This window comes from Aneurinibacillus soli (genome assembly GCF_002355375.1).
In the GTDB taxonomy this organism is placed as follows: Bacteria; Bacillota; Bacilli; order Aneurinibacillales; family Aneurinibacillaceae; genus Aneurinibacillus; species Aneurinibacillus soli.
The window spans coordinates 3,130,211-3,148,882 of record NZ_AP017312.1; the positions used below are offsets into that span (position 1 = coordinate 3,130,211).

Below are 18,672 nucleotides of genomic sequence, written 5' to 3' on the forward strand. Positions count from 1 at the left end.
ATGCAGAAAATCATCCGCGTGTTGCCTGTTTGCTTTTTTATTTTTTTGTTTTTTCAGATAGATGTATATGCCAAGGAAGAACCCCTGTCATCATTTTCTCTGGACGTAACCAATGATCGTAAAACAGATTACACGATCAGTTTGCTAGGCTGGCCGCAAACAGTACCTCCTGTGATTCACACCGTGAATTATCCTCATGCTTCTTACACGTATTACCGCTATCAGTCAAACAAGCGGACATTCGAACTGGTGCTTGCCCGCATCAACAATGGCGATGTTCTATATTTTGCTAAACAAGATCCAACTACGCGCCGCGCTACTGTGTCTGTACAAATCCAGGCATCGGATACATCTACTGTATCCGCCTCGATCCTGCGCGAAAAAAAGTGGGAGCGTATCAAACTGCCAGCCTCAGCTTCGACGCCCTTCTATGTACAAGGTTCTTCTCTTGCATACCGTATCGGATCAGTCACATCCTGTACTCCGCTCGGATATAGCACATTTGCGGAAAAAAGGGCGAAGCGTCCTTCTGTCGCCATTGAAAAAAGCGCACAATCCATCACGTATACCGTACCACTTCCTGCTGAGAAAAATATATCGGCTTCAACCTGGGGCATCCTGGCCGGACAACCGCTTCTTGCTTTCGAGAATAAAGACGCAGCACGAGCCGCCGCCGCAATTGAATTTGACACGATCCGAAAGCTGGATGTAGACGGCTCGTATTCCCGCACACCGGACGCGACATACGAGCCGTATACTTCAACATCATTTTACTTAAATCCAGCCAACCTCGAAGGGCTGCAGGCGGTGCAGTACCTCGACAAAAGCTATGGCTCGCTCTTTTACGACATCGCCACGCATCTAGCATACAGCGCAATTCGTAATCAGAACGAGTATGGATACTGGCCAACGCAGCCGCGTTCTAGTGGCTGGCTGTATGAGGATTACAAGATCGGTTTTGCCTATATGGACAACCGGCGCAACGCCGATAATGCCACCTTTCTCCTGCGATACGCCCATTTTACAAAAGATGATGCAGTGTGGGCCTGCCTGCAGAAGTGGGATCACTACCATACTTGGTATATGAACACGTATTCGCTCAAAACCGGCAAGGAAGGTTGGCTAATCCCTGACTATGTGGATGAGCAAGGCCATCTCTCGCACACATCGCTCAATCATCAAGTGGCGAATCTGAACTATTTACTAGAGTCGTATGTGTACACGCAGAACTCCGCTAAAAAGCAGCAAGCGATCACCCTACTTAGGGGAATCGAAGACACGAAGGCTCGCTGGGTGATGCCAAATCATAATTTGTACTATGCACTGAGCCAAAACTTACACCCGCTTCCGCAGCGTGACTATCTTGAACTGACACGTAACGATCTGCTTCTCTCTCAGTATTTACTCAATCGGGCCACTGGTACGAAAAGTACAGACATCCAATGGCTCATTACTGAGAAAAACAAATGGCTTGCCACTCGATAATGCATACTACGCGCAGCCCCCGCCAAACCACGGGGGCTGCTTCTACTTACTGGATGATATACAGAAGTATTCCAAACCCGAATACACATCGCAACAAGAACGCAAACAGTGGTTTGATTTCAACTTTGGCTTTGTCACCCATAAGCGCAAATACTGTATCTTTCTTTTATCCGTGACAGCACCACATTTCCCCCTACTCTTTTTTCTCCGACGCTGACGAATAAAACAGGCGCGACATCAGTAAACCAACTGCACCAAGTCCGATAAACAGAACCGCACGTACCAGCAGGGACAGAGACGGAACATCCAGAAAAACTGCCTTCAGAAGCGTTACGATCAGAAGAGCAAGTCCAAGGCGCCGTATATCCTGCTTCTCCTTCCTCGCTCCATATACAAGTCCTGCTACCGCATAGAGCGCCCAGACTCCAGATACAGCAAGCCGCTGAATCTCATACGTGAAATCCCGCATCACCACGTCTGTTACTTCCGTTACAAACAGCAGCAGCAAACCTGCATACATAAGACCTGCTACTTGCACAACTCTCCCTACAAAAACAGGAACATCACGCCGATATAACCGATACAGCCAGGCTCCTGTGCCAAGTAATACGAGCCAGCTCAACATTTCCAGCGAAAATAATTCGTTGATCGGCTCCCAAACAATCACCCACGTACCAAAAAGATAAATGAGTATACCGGTTATCCGCTGCCATTTCGACTGCAACATAACCGCCACATACAGCGCCAGTGTACCGTCTAATATAAGAAGAAGCGATTCACTCTCTGCATCCCACGCTTCCATGATGTACGCCGTCAAAGCGAATGATGCGATAGAGGCAGCCACCGCAGCTTTTTCCTTACTTCGTCCATACTGCTGATACGCAAGAACTGCGTACCCTACAGTAAAAGCAAGCAACGCCCCTTCCACTTCCAGATCAGATAGACCGATCTTCATCCACCTTGTCGTCAGGCCAAATGTCGCAAGTAACATGCCATAGTACGAAAGAGAGCAACGAGGTGAGCGAATCATAAAGATGAGCAGACATACATGCTGCACCATACTGCCCAATGCCAGCACGTGTGCTCCCTCCACGTCTGATATAATCCAGAATATAGTAAGGACAAGCTGCAACAAGATCGCTGATGAATAATACAGCGTACTGTACTGCTTCTTAATCGCCACATATAGAAACGTTACATATAACACAACTTCATATGCTGTAAAAAACAACGCACTTGGTTCCTTGCTTTCCACAAGGAACGGAATAAGCACCCCGGCCAGCGAAGACAGCACAGCTAGCGCCTGGGACTCATAGCGAAGCGACAGCCATACCCCTCCCGCAATCCACATTACATTCAATACAAAAGCAGGCACAGCTGGAATAAATCCGTACAGCATATGCATCGCGAACGTGGAAAGCACGCTTGCACACACCGCACCACTAAGTAACACCTGCCCGAGAGCGGCATGCTTGCGCACCATCTGACGTCGCCCTAAAAACACAAAGGCCCCGGCTAGTATAAATCCAAGCGCTACACGCACCGATTCTGTTAGATAGCCTCTGTCAATTGATGCTTTAAATGCCCAGACAATACCGATCAGAAGTACCATAACAAACACGCGTGGTAGCCAGACACGCCCAAGCAACGTTTCCCAGTCTACTGGCTCCTTTTCCGGTGGAGGCAGAATCGATACAATCTCTTCCCTCTGCTTTTTATGTGTGAAATCATGCTTCATGCGCTCCTTAGACTCCACGGCTTCCAACCTGCGCGTAAGCTCAGCAACCTGAGCTTCAAGTTCTGCAATCCGCTGCTCCTGATTCATGTTGCCCTCCTAACCGCTTTTTTTCCTTACTATACTATTTAATCCTATTTTTAACTAGTGAAACAATATACCTATCCACACCTAACTTGTATGCTATTAATCACATACGTACATGGTATAATACCAATAGACATCATGTAGGAGGCATGTCATGACGATCCTCAAGCTATTTATCGCATCCTTTCTGACCGGCATTGCCATTGCCGCACTCAACCAGGTTATCATCCAGATCATGAAATGGTGGAAATCGCGAAAGCAAAAATAAAAAGAGCCTGTCCGGCGAGATGGACAGGCTCTTTTCCTTTCAGAACTTTACTTTTGAGCTGGAACGCGAAATGTAATCGTTTGACTTACATCTGCCCCTTGCGCCGTCACCCAGAATTTCACTTTATACGTACCAGCGGGCAGCCCTTCAAGTGGTGCCGTGAATGTTTCCTCCTGCCCTTGTTTCAGCACAAGTTTGGACATTACTGCGGTAAACATTTTGTCCTTGGAGTATTGTCGTACCTGCTCGCCTTTCTCATTCCAGATTACATAATCGAATTTTTTTCCACTTGTAAACGTAAGTGTCTGTTCTTGTTCCGTCTGGTTTTTCATAGAGAATACAAGTGAGTCCGCTCCATCATACCCGAGTACGGTTTCAAGCTTCCCGGCCACAATACCTCCCTGCCCTCCGTCAAAAATCGTAATTGCTCGCTCAGCCTCATCCCATTTTACCTCTTTATGCAAAACATCCCCTACAAATCGAAGCGGCACGTATGTTGTGCCGTTATGCAGCATCGACAGCGGTACCGTTTGTTCTCCATTCTGGAATGTACCTGTATGCTTCTCTGCATTGGGTCCACTTCCAATCTGAATGGTCACCGGATTCACATCGACCCAGATTTGTGTCAGGGCAGGCGCAGCCTGCACCGCTCCCGCTGCCACCGCTGCAAGTGCAAGAGTAGCCAGTAGTGTTCGTGTATGCTTCCGTTTCATCATACGCCCTCCTTACTTTTATATGGATACTTGTATGACGCCTCTTGTGTCTGTAAAGTATGCACGATTCCTCTTTCTCAATGCAATAGATGTTTTCTGGCAAGAAAGGGATTGACAAAACGAAGCGCGCTTTTTATGCTTAGAGAAGCTTACAATTTACTATGATTTGCGATTCTCGTTAGGCGAGGCTCCAGTTCAAACACAGGCCACTGCCCGGAAACGTCGAAAGACGCCAATGGGTAGAACAGGTATTGCCGGATTAAGGCTTTACTTAACGTGGCTGAGTCAGCGGACTCTACGTTGTTCTGTGCCAAAGCTCAACCAGGGGGAATGCACAAAGCGCGTTTTCGCGTGCTTTTTGTCGTGGCGTGACTGCATATGGTAGCGCCTCTCCCGGAATATTGAGGAGAGGCGCTTTTTATTTTGACTTATTTTTAAGGAGGTGGCTCCCGTGATCAAAACGTATTTCTACAATCATTCACAGCAGGAGATGTACCATGATGTGGACTTGAACAAAATTGACGAATTCCTCCATTCCAATGAAGATTTACTTTGGATCGACCTGTTCAACACGAGCAATCAGGAGTTGCACTACATCGCCAATTTGTTCAACTTCCACCCGCTCGCTATCGAAGACTGTCTTCAGCACAGTCCGCGTGCCAAAGTGGATAACTATGAAGATTACCATTTCTTCGTGTTCCATGCATTGCGCTATCATGAAGAAAGTGACACCGAGATTACGACGGTTGAACTGAATGTGTTCATGGGGCCGAATTATATTGTTACGATCCATAAACGCCCGATGCATTCAATTGGACGAATTGCGGCCACATCCCTCAAAAGCAAGGAATACATGAACCGTGGTTCTGATTACCTGCTGTATTCTATTATTGACGGGATCACCGATGAATACTTCCCGATTCTTGACCGTATCAGCATTCGTATTGATGAAATTGAGGACGAGATGTATGAACATAAAATGGAAATCGTTACCGAGGAGTTCCTCGCACTGAAGCGAACTTTGATTCTAATCCGACGTATGATCCTGCCACAGAAAAGGGTATTCGCCAATGCAAGCAATCAATGGTTATTCCCAATTCAAGAAGATAATATTCCATTCTATATCGACCTAAAAGATCACCTGGAACGCATTGCAGATTCGACAGAGACATTTAAGGAACTCGTAAACAGTGCCCTTGATACGTATTATTCGATCATGAGCGCCAAAACAACCGAGAATCTGAACATCCTGACGATGATTTCTACCATTATGCTTCCGCTTACGTTTATCACCGGCTTCTTCGGTATGAACGTGCCGCTGCCATTCCAGCAATCATGGTATATGACGATATTTGTTTGCGTGTCCTTAGCCGGGCTATCGTGGTGGATGTGGTGGTATTTGCGTCGTAAGTTTATGTAACAGATATATGGAGGCTGTCTCAGGCGCTAGAACATGGCGAGCGGGGCAGCTTTTTTTGTTGTGAAACCGAAAGTATGTGGTGGGGAGTGGGAGAAGAGAGAAGCCGTTCGCTTAGTTACGCTTACAGGGGAGCTCAGACTGTCCGCTTCGGGAGCCCGACGAACTCGCCCGCAAAGAAAAGCCCAAGATGCTCGTTCACTGAAGAATTGCGGGCAAAGGCACGTTCGCCGTTCTCCCTCCGCTGGGTAGGCGCGCACAGGCGCTCTCTTGCTTCTCCCTTCTCCCGCTCCCCAACAATGTTTCGCTTTACAAAAAAACATATGACGTCAAAACTGCAAGTACATGAATGAACACTGCCACTACTCCACCTACAATCGTACCCGCTATATTCACGACATCATTCGTGCACCAGGCATACCCTTTGAGCGGATGTGTCTGTGCGCCGCAATGGACAGCTCGTTCCGTTTCTTTGCGACATACCGCACACTCATATGTCCGCTGCCAGGTTGCTCCAAGCACACTGTCTGCTAGGCTTCCGGCTAGGCCGCCCACCGCACCAAGCCATACATACGTAAAATTTATCTCCCCGCCGGACGCTATAGTCAGCAAGAGCGCTGCTGCACCGATGAATGCGCCTCCCGCAAGCGATGCCACAAGACCCAGGCGACTTATGCCTCCCGATGTCCCTGACGTCACGACTCTCCCAGTCAATATATGGCGGGGCGGTCTGCGTGACAGCACACCAATCTCAGTTGCCCACGTATCGCTTGCCGCTGCTGCCAAAACTCCAATATAAAAGGCAAACCACACGTCATCCCGTCCGCTTAGAAACGCTCCCAGCACTGCGACCAAACCGAGTCCCCCGTTTGCCGCTACCTGGAGCCAGTCGCGCACACCTGTTTTGGCGAACAACGACTCCACCTCCCGCTTCTCCTGCTTTTTGCGGTGCGACAGCCAACTTGATGAGATAAAAAACGCAAGCAGAAGCCCATACCACTTCACATCTCCGAACGTATACAGTGCTGTACCGAGCATAATAGCAGCGATTCCTCCGCTAACAGACAATGATCGCTTCTTATACGCAATTCCTGCGATGAGCACGCTTCCAATCAGTCCAAATAAAAACCTTTCTTCCATTCGATTTCGCTCCTGACATTCTTTTCTTATGAAGGGGAACTTGCTATAATAAAGCAGGTGTATGCAATACATATTAGACAATTTACAATAATAAGGAGGAAACATACCATGGCATTTGAAAACAAAGTGGTTGACGTATTCGTAGAAATCCCAGCAGGGAGCCAGAACAAGTATGAATTCGATAAGGAAATCGGTGCTTTCCGTTTAGATCGCGTTCTCTTCTCCCCAATGCACTATCCAACTGAGTATGGCTACCTTGAGAACACACTCGCACTTGATGGCGACCCGCTTGATGCACTCGTACTCACAACATTCCCGACATTCCCAGGCTGCGTGATCTCTACTCGCATCATTGGCGTACTTGTAATGTCTGATGACAAAGGCCAAGATGAGAAACTTCTCGGTGTACCCGTTGATGATCCACGCTGGAAAGATGTGAAGTCTCTCGATGATATCCCAGCTCACATCACAAAAGAAATTTCTTACTTCTTCGAGCGCTACAAAGACCTCGAGAACAAAGAAACAAAAATCGAAGGCTGGGAAGGCGCAGAAAAAGCGGCTCAGCTTATCGAAGAGTGCAAAGCTCGCTACGCAGAAACGAAATAATTGCGTTTTTGCCTGCTGATACAATAAAAAAACTCCCTACTATGTAAAACTAAAGATACAAGAGAACATAAATAATTAGTTACTAAGGGAAATTTAATTGAATGTTACACATTTTATTCTTTGAAGGTATGTCACCAATAACGTGATATACCTTTTTTTATTGTAAAGCCCCCTTAAAAAAGGGGCTTAAAACCTCCTTCAGAATAATGTCGTTTAAAATAACTAATTTTTTCAAAAATATGCGAATGCAGTGGTAGACTAGCCGTTTCTATTAACACAATTCGTAAATAAGATAGAGTAACTTAATAGAAAAGGAGAGATTATTATTATGTCTCACGAACATAAAAACAAATTTCGCGATTTTGACTTCTTTGTAGTCAATCCAAATACTCCCGCATTCGAAAGAAATTTTTCAGGCGAAGTTGAAGATTCCACAGTAGCAACTCTCGAAGTTGATAACATCGACAAACATGATAGGATCTGGTTAAGTGGAACACTACGAGTTGATAATAACTCAGACCCTGTTGATCTAAGTGTAAAAATATTCAGAGGAGATGCTGCTACTGGAGAAGAGATATTCAGGACTGACCTTGAACTTGATTCAAATGATCCTAATGAAGCTAGTAGTGTACTCCAAATTCCAATTGCTCATGTAGACGTTATTACCAAGGAAGTGTTGGAGTCGTTAGGTGATGATGACGTACTGTATACATTAACTCTTAGTCTGGAATCCGGACTAGAACCCACTCCAGGTTCAGTAAATGTCGATCTCACTGGCCCCATCACCTTCACAGCAGTCAGAATCAAAAAATCATAGAGGAAACATTTAGGTTCCAGGAGCAGTTACTATTCCTGCTCCTATTGTGTCAATAAGGTAGTGGACAGTCAAGGCTGCCCATTACCTTATTTTTTCTAAACAACTTCGTATTTATTTAGCAATACATGTCGTGGTAAAAGAGGTCTTTTTGTAGTACAAAAAAGGATAGATAAGCAGATAACCCTCTGCTAACATCTATCCTCTATTTTTTACAATATAATGTTACACATTATATATCTTTCTTTGATAAAAGTGCATGAGAGTTTTTTATTTTTATCTACACACATTCACTCGCCATATACCGTGCCTTCAGCTTCCTGATTCCTTCCTTGCACACTCCCTGTGCAAGCCAGGAGCACCCTGCGCACAGCTCATCAAGATCATCCGGCTCAACCATGCGAGCAATGCGCTTCATCAACCATTCCTTGCGATATGTGCCCCCCCGCTCAATCCGTAAGTGGCGAATCACTCGGCCATCCATTGCCCGCACATGCGGGTCCGATCCTTCCCCCGCCTGGCACACCGTACGACCTTTATGTGGACAAGCCATGCATACATCATCGAATTCCATGCGAACTTCCAGCCAAACATCGCAGGCGGGGTCTCGAATGTCTTGCACAATCGTTTCCATATTGGCAACAAAAGACGGACTGTACCCCATCCCTTGAAAGCCGTGCACACACAGTAGATGATGTCCGCGCAGTGTCGTAATCTTCATGATGCCACCTCCCTTGCCCGACAATTCCTGCATTCCTTACACTGTACCACGTCCTCCATCTGGTTCGCACGCTTTTCGCACATCATTCACTTTTTTCTCAATTTTTTTACAAGCTCAGCCCGCAAAACAACTTTACATCCGTACGGCAAGTTGCTAGAATTATAAATAAAGAAACCACCTAAATCCGAACATTGCGCAAGAAAATAATTAAAAATGTTAAGATTTCAATCAAAAACATCTTGTCTGTTCAAAAAAAAGATGGTATGATAAGAACATAACAACAAACAATATCCAAACAGCTTTGATGGAGAGAGATGCCAGACATGATTCTTCAGAGAGCCGGTGGTTGCTGCGAACCGGTGAATCCCCTGACATTTGAGCGCTCCTGAGCTGGCAGATTGAACGATTCATTCCAGTAGGTCTGCACGGTCGCTCCGTTATCAGCGCTGGTCACGCAGGTGACTAGATGAGGTTGCTGTTGCGAAACAGCGACAAATGAGGGTGGTACCGCGAAATAAACCTTTCGTCCCTCACTGCAGCATACATGTAGTGAGCGCGAGAGGTTTTTTATTTTTTCTTCAAAACAAAAATTTCAAGGGGAAGGCGCCTTGGCGCCACGGAGGTGCAAATACATGTTTAAAGTATTAGTAAGCGATCCATTAAGCGAATTTGGTATCCAGAAGCTGCTCGACGCAGAAGATGTACAAGTTGACCGTAAAACCGGCCTGTCTGAAGCCGAACTGATTGAGATTATTGGCGAGTATGATGCCTTGCTCGTTCGCAGCCAGACAAAAGTAACTCCAGCTATTATCGAAGCCGGCAAAAAACTGAAAGCTATCGGCCGCGCTGGTGTAGGTGTGGACAACATTGACCTTGCTGCCGCAACCAATGCAGGTGTTGTTGTTATTAATGCTCCAGACGGAAACACAATTTCTACAGCAGAACACTCTTTTGCGATGATTATGGCACTTGCTCGCCGCATTCCACCGGCTTACAAAAAGCTCGTAGACGGCGAATGGGACCGCAAATCATTCACAGGTGTTGAGCTGAACAATAAAGTTCTCGGTGTAGTCGGCCTTGGCCGTATCGGTGCAGAAGTAGCGAAACGCGGTAAAGCTTTCAACATGAAAATCGTTGCATTCGATCCATTCCTGACACAAGAGCGCGCGGACAAACTCGGCGTACAATTCGCTACGCTAGAAGAAGTCGTCACACTAGCTGACTTCATCACAGTGCATACACCACTGACAAAAGACACAAAATATATCATCAACACAAAAGAATTCGAAAAAATGAAAGACGGCGTTCGCATTGTTAACTGTGCGCGTGGTGGTATCATCAACGAACAAGCACTCATCGCAGCGCTTGAAAGTGGCAAAGTAGCCGGTGCAGCCCTTGACGTATTCGAACAGGAGCCGCCGCTCGATAACCCGCTTCTAAAAATGCCTCAGGTCGTTGTAACACCTCACCTGGGTGCTTCTACAATCGAAGCGCAGGAGAATGTGGCGATCGACGTATCAGAAGAAATCTTGCATATCCTGCATGACGAGCCATTCAAAAACGCCGTAAACCTGCCATCTGTTCCGGCTAACGTTATGGAAAAAGTAAAACCGTACTTCGATCTGAACGAAAAACTTGGTTCCCTGATCGCACAAACAGCTGTTGGCGGTCTGAAAGAAGTGATCGTAACGTATTCCGGTGATCTGACAGACATCGATACCGCAGCACTGACACGCACAACACTGAAAGGCATTCTTGCGTATCACCTTGGTTCAGCTGCCGCCAACTATGTAAATGCACCAATCCTGGCGAAAAACCGTGACATCCATGTAACGGAACAAAAATCAACATACAGCGGTGGCTTCAGCAACCTCGTAACGGTTACACTGAAGACAAGCCAGGAAGAAAAAACTGTATCAGGTACGCTTTTGAACGGCTATGGCCCACGCATCGTGAAAATCGATGGCTATTCTGTTGATCTGCTGCCGCAAGGACACCTGCTGCTCGTTCATCACAACGACCGCCCGGGCGCAATTGGCCGCGTAGGTACAGTTCTTGGCAACAACAACGTAAACATCGCCACTATGCAGGTTGGACGCCGTGGCGTTGGCGGACAGGCGATTATGCTTCTGACTGTCGACAAAGAAGTAAGCCCTGATGTACTGGATACACTTGGTGAGCTTGGTGAAATTACAAGCGTAACACAACTTGAACTGTAAGAGATCATAGAAGTAAAAGCCACTGGATGATTCCGGTGGCTTTTGCTTTTATGATTTGGATACCTTGGATTTAATATTATAGATGATGTGCTTGATGGCTTCCGATCTACTCAACGTGTAGACATTCCTCTATCAAGTACAGGTCATGTACTTATGTACTCCACGTCCAGCCATTAGTAATTTTACCTTCGTGAATTAAAGATGCCTTATAAACCTTAGCATCATTATTTTTATGATAGCTAGATTTCTATCGCTACTTCTTGGATTCATACTTTATATCAGCAGACAAAAGTATTTTTCTACACTAAAAACAAAATCCGCACTTTACTTATATGATTAATAAAAATATTATATAAAGTAAGTGAGCTAACTCGACAACGAGAGGCAGACTGAATCTTTCAGTCTGCCTTTTTACACATGAGGAAGGTGAAGAGTGCGATGAACGAAACCAGAGAGTTTTTAAAAGAACAATTGATTGAACAGGGCGTATTCAAAATTAACGAACGCCATTTATATGAATGCTCACTCGATGAAATTATGTCTGCTTATCATTTCTATTTAGATACATCACTGTGAATAATCAGAAAACATATATCGAAGGGAGAAAGAAGAAAGCCGCACCTGCCTCCAAACCGAAACAGATGCGGCTTACCACCACGTACGCTTATAAAATCGTCAGAATTCCTCGCATATCATCAAGGATATAATCTGCTTTCAACTCTTCAAACTTCGCACGCGCTTCCTGACCAGACAAGCCTGTCAGTGTCGCCGCAAACTTACAGCCAATGCTTTGCGCTGCCATATAGTCGGCAACCGAGTCCCCGACAACGAGCACTTCGTCTCCGTTCTCAATCGGTAAAGCAAGCGCAAAACAGTCGGCATCGTCACATTCCATGCCGAGCATCCCTTTAATGTAGCAGTATGGCTGCGGTTTCGCAAGCGGCGCACGTTCCGGATAGCGCTTCTCTGCATCGAGTACATCACTTGCTGTCACAACACGGTTCTCATCAAAGTATTGCAACAGTCCCATTGCTTTGAGCGGCTCCACCGTTTCAATGCGTGGACGGCCTGTACCAATGCCGAGCGTATAACCGCGCTTTTTCAGTTCCGCAAGCACTTCTGCCATTTGCGCGGGTTCCACAATCGGAATCTCATCATCAAGGAAGCCTTTCTTGCCTTTTTGGAACGCTTCACGGCCAATCGAATCCGCAATCAAGCGGTCGCCGAGATACCATTCCTGGAACGTCTCCTGGCATAAATCCCACAGCTCACTGTTGCGAGAGAAGATATCCGTTGTAACTCCTGTTTTCTCATGCGCAATATCATTCAAATACAGCAGCAATTCTTGCTTTTCTGCTGTGCTCTTCTCGAAATCAGTTACAAATGCCACGTAATCGATTTCAAACGCAACGCCCGCTGCAAGCTCACGAATGCGATTAATCGCGTCACGGTTGATTTGTGCAGTCAGAATTTCTTTTACGGCTGTCGGATTCGTCTCCGCAATCTTTGCTAAAAGAGCAATCAGGTGGTATGAATATGTCAGGTATACCATATCCCAGTTCGCATTAATGCCGCGTGTTTTCACAAAATTCAATACATTATCGTTATCAAATACCTCTGCACGGACGCGGCGAATAATCGCTTCTTCCGGTGCTGGTTCGAATGTTTCTGTGGTAAGTCCTGTATAGTTTTGGCTGTACAGCATCTCCCATACGGTCAGCGCGGATGCATCAAAATAACGCTCCTCACTTAGCAATACGCCGTCTACGTCAAACAAAATAGTACGAAACATGCCTCTCCTCCAAATTCCCCAATAGTTTGGTGTAATACGAACATTTTAACACATTTCTTATGAATTAATCGTCTTTTGACGCAAATTTCATTTTAATAATTGTATGGTAAAATAAATAAGGAAGAAAGGAGGGATCGTATGGAGTTCCAGTCATTACAAAATCGGATTGCTCTCATTACTGGTGCCAGTAAAGGAGCAGGACGTGCGATGTGTCTCTTGTTTGCGGAGGAAGGAGCGACTGTATACGCGGCAGCACGCAGCACCGACTTATTAGACGAGCTTGTACAGGAAGCCGCTGGTCTTGAGGGACAAATTATCGCGGCGCCATGTGACGTAACAAATGGTGCCGCTGTCGAGCAACTGATTCAACGCATTACAGACGAAAAAGGACAGATTGATATTTTGATTAACAATGCAGGACTCGGGCATTTCGGGGCGATTCATGAGCTGACGGAAGCACAGTGGGATGAGATGATGAATGTAAACCTGAAGGGCGTATTTTTGTGCACGAAATATGTTACTCCACATCTTATCAAGCAAAAACGTGGGCATATTATTAATATCTCAAGTGTCGCGGGAACGGTTACTTTCCCAGGCGGAGGGGGTTACTGCACAACCAAATTCGGCTTGATGGCGTTCACCGATATTTTGACACAGGAGCTGAAATCGCATAACGTTAAAGTATCCGTCATCTGCCCTGGCTCGATCCAGACATACTTCGGTGGCACCGATCCGAAAGACTATGCGCTGCATCCGAAAGATGTCGCACAGATTGCCTATCAGATGGCTGCCGCACCAGAGCATGTCATTTTGAATCAAGTGATTATGCGCCCGGTTGTGCCGCAGACAAAACTTTAACTACATAAAAAATTCAGGAGGATATCACCGTATGAAAAAATGGCTTACTTTATGTATCATGGCTACTCTCGTTATAGTCCTTGCCATCGGATGCAGTCAACCACAGGCACAGACACCGCAAAATACACAGAAACAAACACCGACACCACAGGATGTACCAAAGCCGGCCAAGCAGTGGAGCAAGGCTCCTGAAATGAAGATCAATCCAAACAAAAAATATTTTGCGCACTTTGATACATCTAAAGGAAAATTCACTGTGGAACTGTATGCAAAAGACGAACCTATGACTGTGAACAACTTTGTTTTCCTTGCCAAACAAAAATATTATGACGGGAACGTATTCCATCGCATTATCCGCGACTTCATGATACAAAGTGGCGATCCAACTGGAACTGGCGCCGGCGGACCAGGATATCAGTTCAATGATGAGCTTCCAAATAAACACAAGCACAAAAAAGGAACACTAGCAATGGCCAACCGTGGTCCAAATACGAATGGAAGCCAGTTCTTTATCGGCACAGGTCCACAAGTTGATATGTTGAATCAGCCACAGTATGATAAATATGTCGTTTTCGGAGAAGTAACAACAGGGTTAGATGTTGTTGAAAAAATCGCAGCTACTCCAGTCAAAGAAAGTCCAGCCAGAGAAAAAAGCCTCCCAACAGAAAAAGTGGTCATTAACACGATTACAATTGAAGAGAAATAACCAGGCGGGCGTCCGATCTTGATGGGCGCCCGTTTTTTTCATCTAGCCACGCTTACTTCTGCCGCTGCTTCACCACCGCTACTGTACACCGCGATACACAAATTAATTTATCCTCTTCATCTGTGATTTTAATCTCCCAGATCATCGTGGTTCGCCCCTTGTGGAGTGGCGTGGCTACCCCTGTCACGATCCCATCCTGTTTGCTGCGCACATGGTTCGCGTTAATCTCTAAGCCAAATGCCGCTTCCGTCTCCTGATCAATCAAATTCCACGTCCCCATACTCGCCAGCGTTTCAGCAAGTGCGACCGATGCGCCGCCGTGCAGCATACCAAACGGCTGATGGGTTGCGTTATGTACCGGCATCGTCCCCACTACACGATCCGGTGTTATATCGGTAATCTCGATGCCAAGCGCTCCCATCATCGTTTCCTGCATATTTTCTTTTATTTTCATATACTCGCCTCCTATTTTTTCTTTATATTCTGAATATAACACATACATAGTATTTTTGCGATAAAAAAGAGAGCGCACGCTCATCGGCATGTACGCTCTACGTCTGTTCTTCATTGCCCGGGAGCCATACCGTAAATACAGTCCCTTCTCCTAGTTTACTCTGCACCGTGATAACCCCTTCATGCAAACCAACTAGTTCCTGCACAATCGCTAGCCCTAATCCTGTTCCTGTTTCTGAGCGCGATCGAACTCGATCTACTTTGAAAAAACGATCCCAAACATGGGCTAGATCAGCTTCGGCAATGCCAATCCCCGTATCGGTAACCGTCACTTCCACTCCGCCCTTCTCTTCTCGAGCAGCCAGCTCAATGTATCCATGCTCGGTAAACTTCAGCGCATTGCCCAGCAAATTCACAAAAATCTGCTCAATTCGGCCCGCATCTCCCAGCACGGCTGGAAGAGGAAGATCTAGGGCAAGACGAAGCGCGAGTCCACGCTTCTCTGCCTCTGCAGTAAACGTAAAAGCCAGCCGATTCAACAATGCCTCCATATTAACCGGCTGTTTGACCAGATTAAATTCATGCTTTGTCAGTCGGACCAGTTCAAGCAGGTCATCCACCAGACGGCTCATATGCAACGTTTCCTTATACATGACATCATAATATTTATGACGTGATGCTCCGTCTTGTACAAGCCCGTCTTGTAGCGCTTCAAGGAATCCCTGCATCGTCGTCAGCGGTGTGCGCAGCTCATGCGACACATTCGCAATAAAGTCTTGCCGTACTTTATCCAGTTCATCCCGCTCGGCTTCCACATGGGCAAGTGTGGCCGCCATCCGATTCATCGACCGCGCCAAATCCCCAATCTCATCTTCTGACGTAACCTCAATGCGCTGCTCGTAATTCCCTTTTTCAATTTCAAGCGCCACCATATCCATCCGCTTCAATGGCCTAGAGATCGTCCACGATAAATACGATACCATCGCCGTCGACAGAAGAATACCGAGAAGCGTCGCCCATAAAATCATCACGCGCATATTGCCAACCGTCTCTTCGATGCCTTCTACAGGGGCATGGAGCACGATACCACCAAATATTTTATCTTTTTGTCCCCACGGTACTACAACCGATACCATCGGTTTGGTTAAGCCTGCAAATGCAAGGTTCTGCACGACATTCTGTCCGTGCATGACCTGCTCCACAATCTGCGGGGCAACAGATTTACCGATAAACACTTCGTCGCGTGTAGACGTTGCGATAATATGACCACTCTGATCAAACACCCAGATACGCGTATCAAACGTTTGATCAAGAAACGCAAGAATCGATTGGGTCTGGTCTTCATTCCACGGATTTGCCTGGCTTGTCTGAATGGCTAGATTCACCTTCTTCGCCTTGCGCAACAATTCTTCTTTTGTTCCATCGTATATGTAATTTTTGGCGAGCACGGACATCGACAATCCGAGTGCACCGAGTCCGAGCAGCACCGTTACCATGTAACTAAGCAACAATTTACGAAAAATACTTTTGTTAACGCCAAACCAGTCAAGAATTAGACGGAACACGCTTCCACCTCAAACTTATAGCCGACACCCCATACTGTGTGAATACACTCATAAGGAAGTGCTGCAAGATGCTGGCGGATTTTTTTGATATGCACGTCTACCGTGCGGATATCTCCAAAAAAATCATAGCCCCAGATTTGTTCAAGAAGCTGCTCCCGCGTGAATACACTACCAGATGAGCGGGCAAGAAAAACAAGCAGATCAAATTCTTTCGGACGAAACGCTACTTTTTCTCCCGCTACAATCACCTGCCGCCCTTGCAAGTCAATCACTAAATCGGAAAAGCGGATCTCCTGAACAACTGCTTCCTTCTCTTCCGATACTCGAGGCTGCATGCGCCGAAAAATCGCTTTAATGCGGGCCACTAATTCCCGGGGGCTGAACGGTTTGGTGACATAGTCATCCGCTCCGAGTTCAAGACCGAGTACCCGGTCGAACTCCTCCCCTTTAGCAGACAACATGATGATCGGCGTATCCATCGTTTTGCGAATCTCCCGGCACGCTTCATATCCATCCATCACAGGCATCATCACATCAAGAATAATCGCATCCGGCTTCTCCGTCTCCGCCAGACGTACCGCTTCACTTCCGTCATGCGCTTCAATCAGCTCAATATGGTGTTGGGAAAAGTACAGACGAATAATCTCAATTACATTCACATCATCATCTGCAACGAGTACTTTTGTTCCGTTCATGGCATCTCCCCCTCCGTAGAACAGTATAGCACATTTCTTATTCTCCTATTAAAAATAGCCGGTACACAGGGTACCGGCTATTTTTAGGAAGAAGAAGCGTGAAGCTATCTATTTAATTTTTTTGAAAGTAGGTTGTGTTGTTGTCAGTTAAGTAAATCAGACGGTGCGTTTTCGCTGTGTCATCGTACAGGCGTTTTGCTCGTTTTGTTGGTCGTTTGATGTCATTCCATTATACAGCGTACCGCCGGAGAATTTCTCTCGCTCACCTCCTTATGCTTATACTTTACCTGATAAATGTAACAGGACTATGTGTAAGTCAAGAACATTTTATAACCAAATTATGATCATTTTATGACCATCTAAATAAGGCAAAACGTTGGCAAGCCAGTAAAAAGACGATAAAATAGAAAAAAACGTATTTATACATATATTTAGGAGGAAACCTGCTATGGAAGCATCTCTCGAGATTATTGTCCGTTCTACTGAGATCGATGTGAATGGACATGTAAACAACGCAAAGTATCTGGAATATTTGGAATGGGGACGTGAAGAATGGTACGAACAGGCGCAACTGCCGTATGATAAATTTCTGGAGATGAACATTCAGACCGTAACGGTAAACATTAATGTAAACTACCGCAAAGAATGCCTGCAGAATGATCGACTGACAATCACAACAAGACCAGAGAAAATCGGGCGTACAAGCTATGTACTGAAACAGGAAATTCATAATCAACGTGGCGAATTAGTAGCGGATGCGCTCGTAACGAGTGTAGCCATGGACAGCAAAGAGCGTACAAGCCGCCCGGTACCGAACGAGCTGGCAGCGTTGTTTAGCTAGGCTAACTGCACGACAAAAATAAACAGAAGCTGTCCCCAAAGCCAGAACATGGCGACTGAGGCAGCCTCTTTTTTTGGTGTAGGTTTTCTCCAAAGTATGGTGAAGGAGCGGGATCGGGCGGGGCCTCGTCACTTCGGTACGCTCGCTACGGAGTATGGGCTGTCCACTCCAGGTACCAGGTGAACTCGCCCACAAAAGAGGGCCCACGATGTATTCGCATCGAAGTATTGTGGGCAAAAGCCCGTTCACCTGGTACCTTCCGCTGGGGATCGCGTACAGGCGTTCCGTTGCCCCGCCCGATCCCGCTCCTAGCACGCTTTGGTTAAACACCATCAAGCAATATCAAGAGGCTGAGCTTTGCTATGCAGGTAAAAAACAAGGAAGGCGTCTTTCAAAGAGTCAGACGCGACCCGAGCAAATCCGTTCTGGCATCGCATGTTTTTTTATAAATCGAAACGTTGTGCGGGGAGTGGGAGAAGGAAGGAGTAAGAGAGCGCCTGTACGCGCCTACTCAGCGGAGGGAGAACGGCGAACGGGCCTTTGCCCGCAATTCTTCG

Annotated in this window: 18 protein-coding genes, 1 riboswitch and 1 other annotated feature; of the genes, 10 read left to right on the top strand and 8 right to left on the bottom strand. The window is 46.3% G+C overall.

All coding sequences use genetic code 11. From position 1 onward, the window contains the following. Positions 1–1,485, top strand: coding sequence for a hypothetical protein (locus tag CB4_RS15845; protein WP_096466731.1), 1,485 nt, complete (start codon positions 1–3; stop codon positions 1,483–1,485). A gap of 193 nt (positions 1,486–1,678) precedes the next feature. Here CB4_RS15845 and CB4_RS15850 read toward each other — a convergent pair whose 3' ends face one another. Then, positions 1,679–3,310, bottom strand: a complete 1,632-nt coding sequence (locus tag CB4_RS15850; RefSeq protein WP_096466733.1) for a DUF2339 domain-containing protein — start codon at positions 3,308–3,310, stop codon at positions 1,679–1,681. Between the two features lie 312 nt (positions 3,311–3,622). Further along, positions 3,623–4,291 carry a BsuPI-related putative proteinase inhibitor gene (locus CB4_RS15855; protein ID WP_096466735.1) on the bottom strand — a complete coding sequence of 223 codons (669 nt, stop codon included), beginning with the start codon at positions 4,289–4,291 and terminating at the stop codon, positions 3,623–3,625. 164 nt (positions 4,292–4,455) lie between these two features. Then, a riboswitch (M-box (ykoK) riboswitch) is annotated at positions 4,456–4,624 on the top strand. A 115-nt stretch (positions 4,625–4,739) separates the two neighbouring features. Here CB4_RS15855 and CB4_RS15865 point away from each other — a divergent pair. After that, entirely contained in the window at positions 4,740–5,708 is a 969-nt protein-coding gene (locus CB4_RS15865) for a magnesium transporter CorA family protein (protein WP_096466739.1), read from the top strand. Between the two features lie 306 nt (positions 5,709–6,014). Here CB4_RS15865 and CB4_RS15870 read toward each other — a convergent pair whose 3' ends face one another. Continuing rightward, positions 6,015–6,845: a DUF92 domain-containing protein gene (locus CB4_RS15870; RefSeq protein ID WP_096466741.1), complete on the bottom strand. Its 831-nt coding sequence runs from the start codon at positions 6,843–6,845 to the stop codon at positions 6,015–6,017. Positions 6,846–6,953: 108 nt separating this feature from the next. Between CB4_RS15870 and CB4_RS15875 the strand changes: the two genes are divergently transcribed. Both CB4_RS15875 and CB4_RS15880 read left to right on the top strand, forming a co-directional pair. Further along, positions 6,954–7,451, top strand: a complete 498-nt coding sequence (locus CB4_RS15875; RefSeq protein ID WP_096466742.1) for an inorganic diphosphatase — start codon at positions 6,954–6,956, stop codon at positions 7,449–7,451. Between the two features lie 328 nt (positions 7,452–7,779). Then, positions 7,780–8,268 (top strand): hypothetical protein, encoded by a 489-nt coding sequence (locus CB4_RS15880; RefSeq protein ID WP_096466744.1) that lies wholly within the window; start codon positions 7,780–7,782, stop codon positions 8,266–8,268. Between the two features lie 277 nt (positions 8,269–8,545). Here CB4_RS15880 and CB4_RS15885 read toward each other — a convergent pair whose 3' ends face one another. Then, on the bottom strand, positions 8,546–8,986 hold the full coding sequence (locus tag CB4_RS15885) for a DUF1284 domain-containing protein (protein ID WP_096466746.1): 441 nt from the start codon (positions 8,984–8,986) through the stop codon (positions 8,546–8,548). 292 nt (positions 8,987–9,278) lie between these two features. After that, positions 9,279–9,520: a binding site (T-box leader), on the top strand. Positions 9,521–9,618: 98 nt separating this feature from the next. On the opposite strand from CB4_RS15885, the gene serA reads away from it, so the two are divergent. Both serA and CB4_RS15895 read left to right on the top strand, forming a co-directional pair. Continuing rightward, the gene (gene serA, locus CB4_RS15890; RefSeq protein ID WP_096466748.1) at positions 9,619–11,205 is read left to right on the top strand and encodes a phosphoglycerate dehydrogenase; all 1,587 of its coding nucleotides are present in this window, start codon (positions 9,619–9,621) and stop codon (positions 11,203–11,205) included. Between the two features lie 438 nt (positions 11,206–11,643). Continuing rightward, the gene (locus tag CB4_RS15895; protein ID WP_157738014.1) at positions 11,644–11,781 is read left to right on the top strand and encodes a Fur-regulated basic protein FbpA; all 138 of its coding nucleotides are present in this window, start codon (positions 11,644–11,646) and stop codon (positions 11,779–11,781) included. A gap of 88 nt (positions 11,782–11,869) precedes the next feature. Here CB4_RS15895 and CB4_RS15900 read toward each other — a convergent pair whose 3' ends face one another. Further along, positions 11,870–12,997 (bottom strand): HAD family hydrolase, encoded by a 1,128-nt coding sequence (locus CB4_RS15900; RefSeq protein WP_096466752.1) that lies wholly within the window; start codon positions 12,995–12,997, stop codon positions 11,870–11,872. A gap of 138 nt (positions 12,998–13,135) precedes the next feature. Here CB4_RS15900 and CB4_RS15905 point away from each other — a divergent pair, with 138 nt between their 5' ends. Both CB4_RS15905 and CB4_RS21910 read left to right on the top strand, forming a co-directional pair. After that, complete coding sequence (locus CB4_RS15905; RefSeq protein WP_096466754.1) at positions 13,136–13,855, top strand: SDR family oxidoreductase; 720 nt, start codon at positions 13,136–13,138, stop codon at positions 13,853–13,855. A gap of 31 nt (positions 13,856–13,886) precedes the next feature. Then, positions 13,887–14,561: a peptidylprolyl isomerase gene (locus CB4_RS21910; RefSeq protein ID WP_096466756.1), complete on the top strand. Its 675-nt coding sequence runs from the start codon at positions 13,887–13,889 to the stop codon at positions 14,559–14,561. Positions 14,562–14,613: 52 nt separating this feature from the next. Here the strand turns inward: CB4_RS21910 and CB4_RS15915 are convergent, their stop codons facing one another. From CB4_RS15915 to CB4_RS15925, 3 genes are all read right to left on the bottom strand, one after another. Further along, positions 14,614–14,997 (bottom strand): hotdog fold thioesterase, encoded by a 384-nt coding sequence (locus CB4_RS15915; protein ID WP_172890954.1) that lies wholly within the window; start codon positions 14,995–14,997, stop codon positions 14,614–14,616. 115 nt (positions 14,998–15,112) lie between these two features. Continuing rightward, a complete protein-coding gene (locus tag CB4_RS15920) occupies positions 15,113–16,579 on the bottom strand; it encodes a sensor histidine kinase (RefSeq protein ID WP_231956042.1) in 1,467 nt (488 codons plus the stop codon). Further along, a complete protein-coding gene (locus CB4_RS15925) occupies positions 16,567–17,274 on the bottom strand; it encodes a response regulator transcription factor (RefSeq protein ID WP_096466758.1) in 708 nt (235 codons plus the stop codon). The genes CB4_RS15920 and CB4_RS15925 overlap by 13 nt, the downstream gene beginning before the upstream one ends. Positions 17,275–17,722: 448 nt before the next feature. Here CB4_RS15925 and CB4_RS15930 point away from each other — a divergent pair, with 448 nt between their 5' ends. Then, the gene (locus tag CB4_RS15930; RefSeq protein ID WP_096466760.1) at positions 17,723–18,115 is read left to right on the top strand and encodes an acyl-CoA thioesterase; all 393 of its coding nucleotides are present in this window, start codon (positions 17,723–17,725) and stop codon (positions 18,113–18,115) included. 48 nt (positions 18,116–18,163) lie between these two features. After that, on the top strand, positions 18,164–18,298 hold the full coding sequence (locus CB4_RS21915; protein WP_269459507.1) for a hypothetical protein: 135 nt from the start codon (positions 18,164–18,166) through the stop codon (positions 18,296–18,298). Positions 18,299–18,672 lie beyond the last annotated feature (374 nt).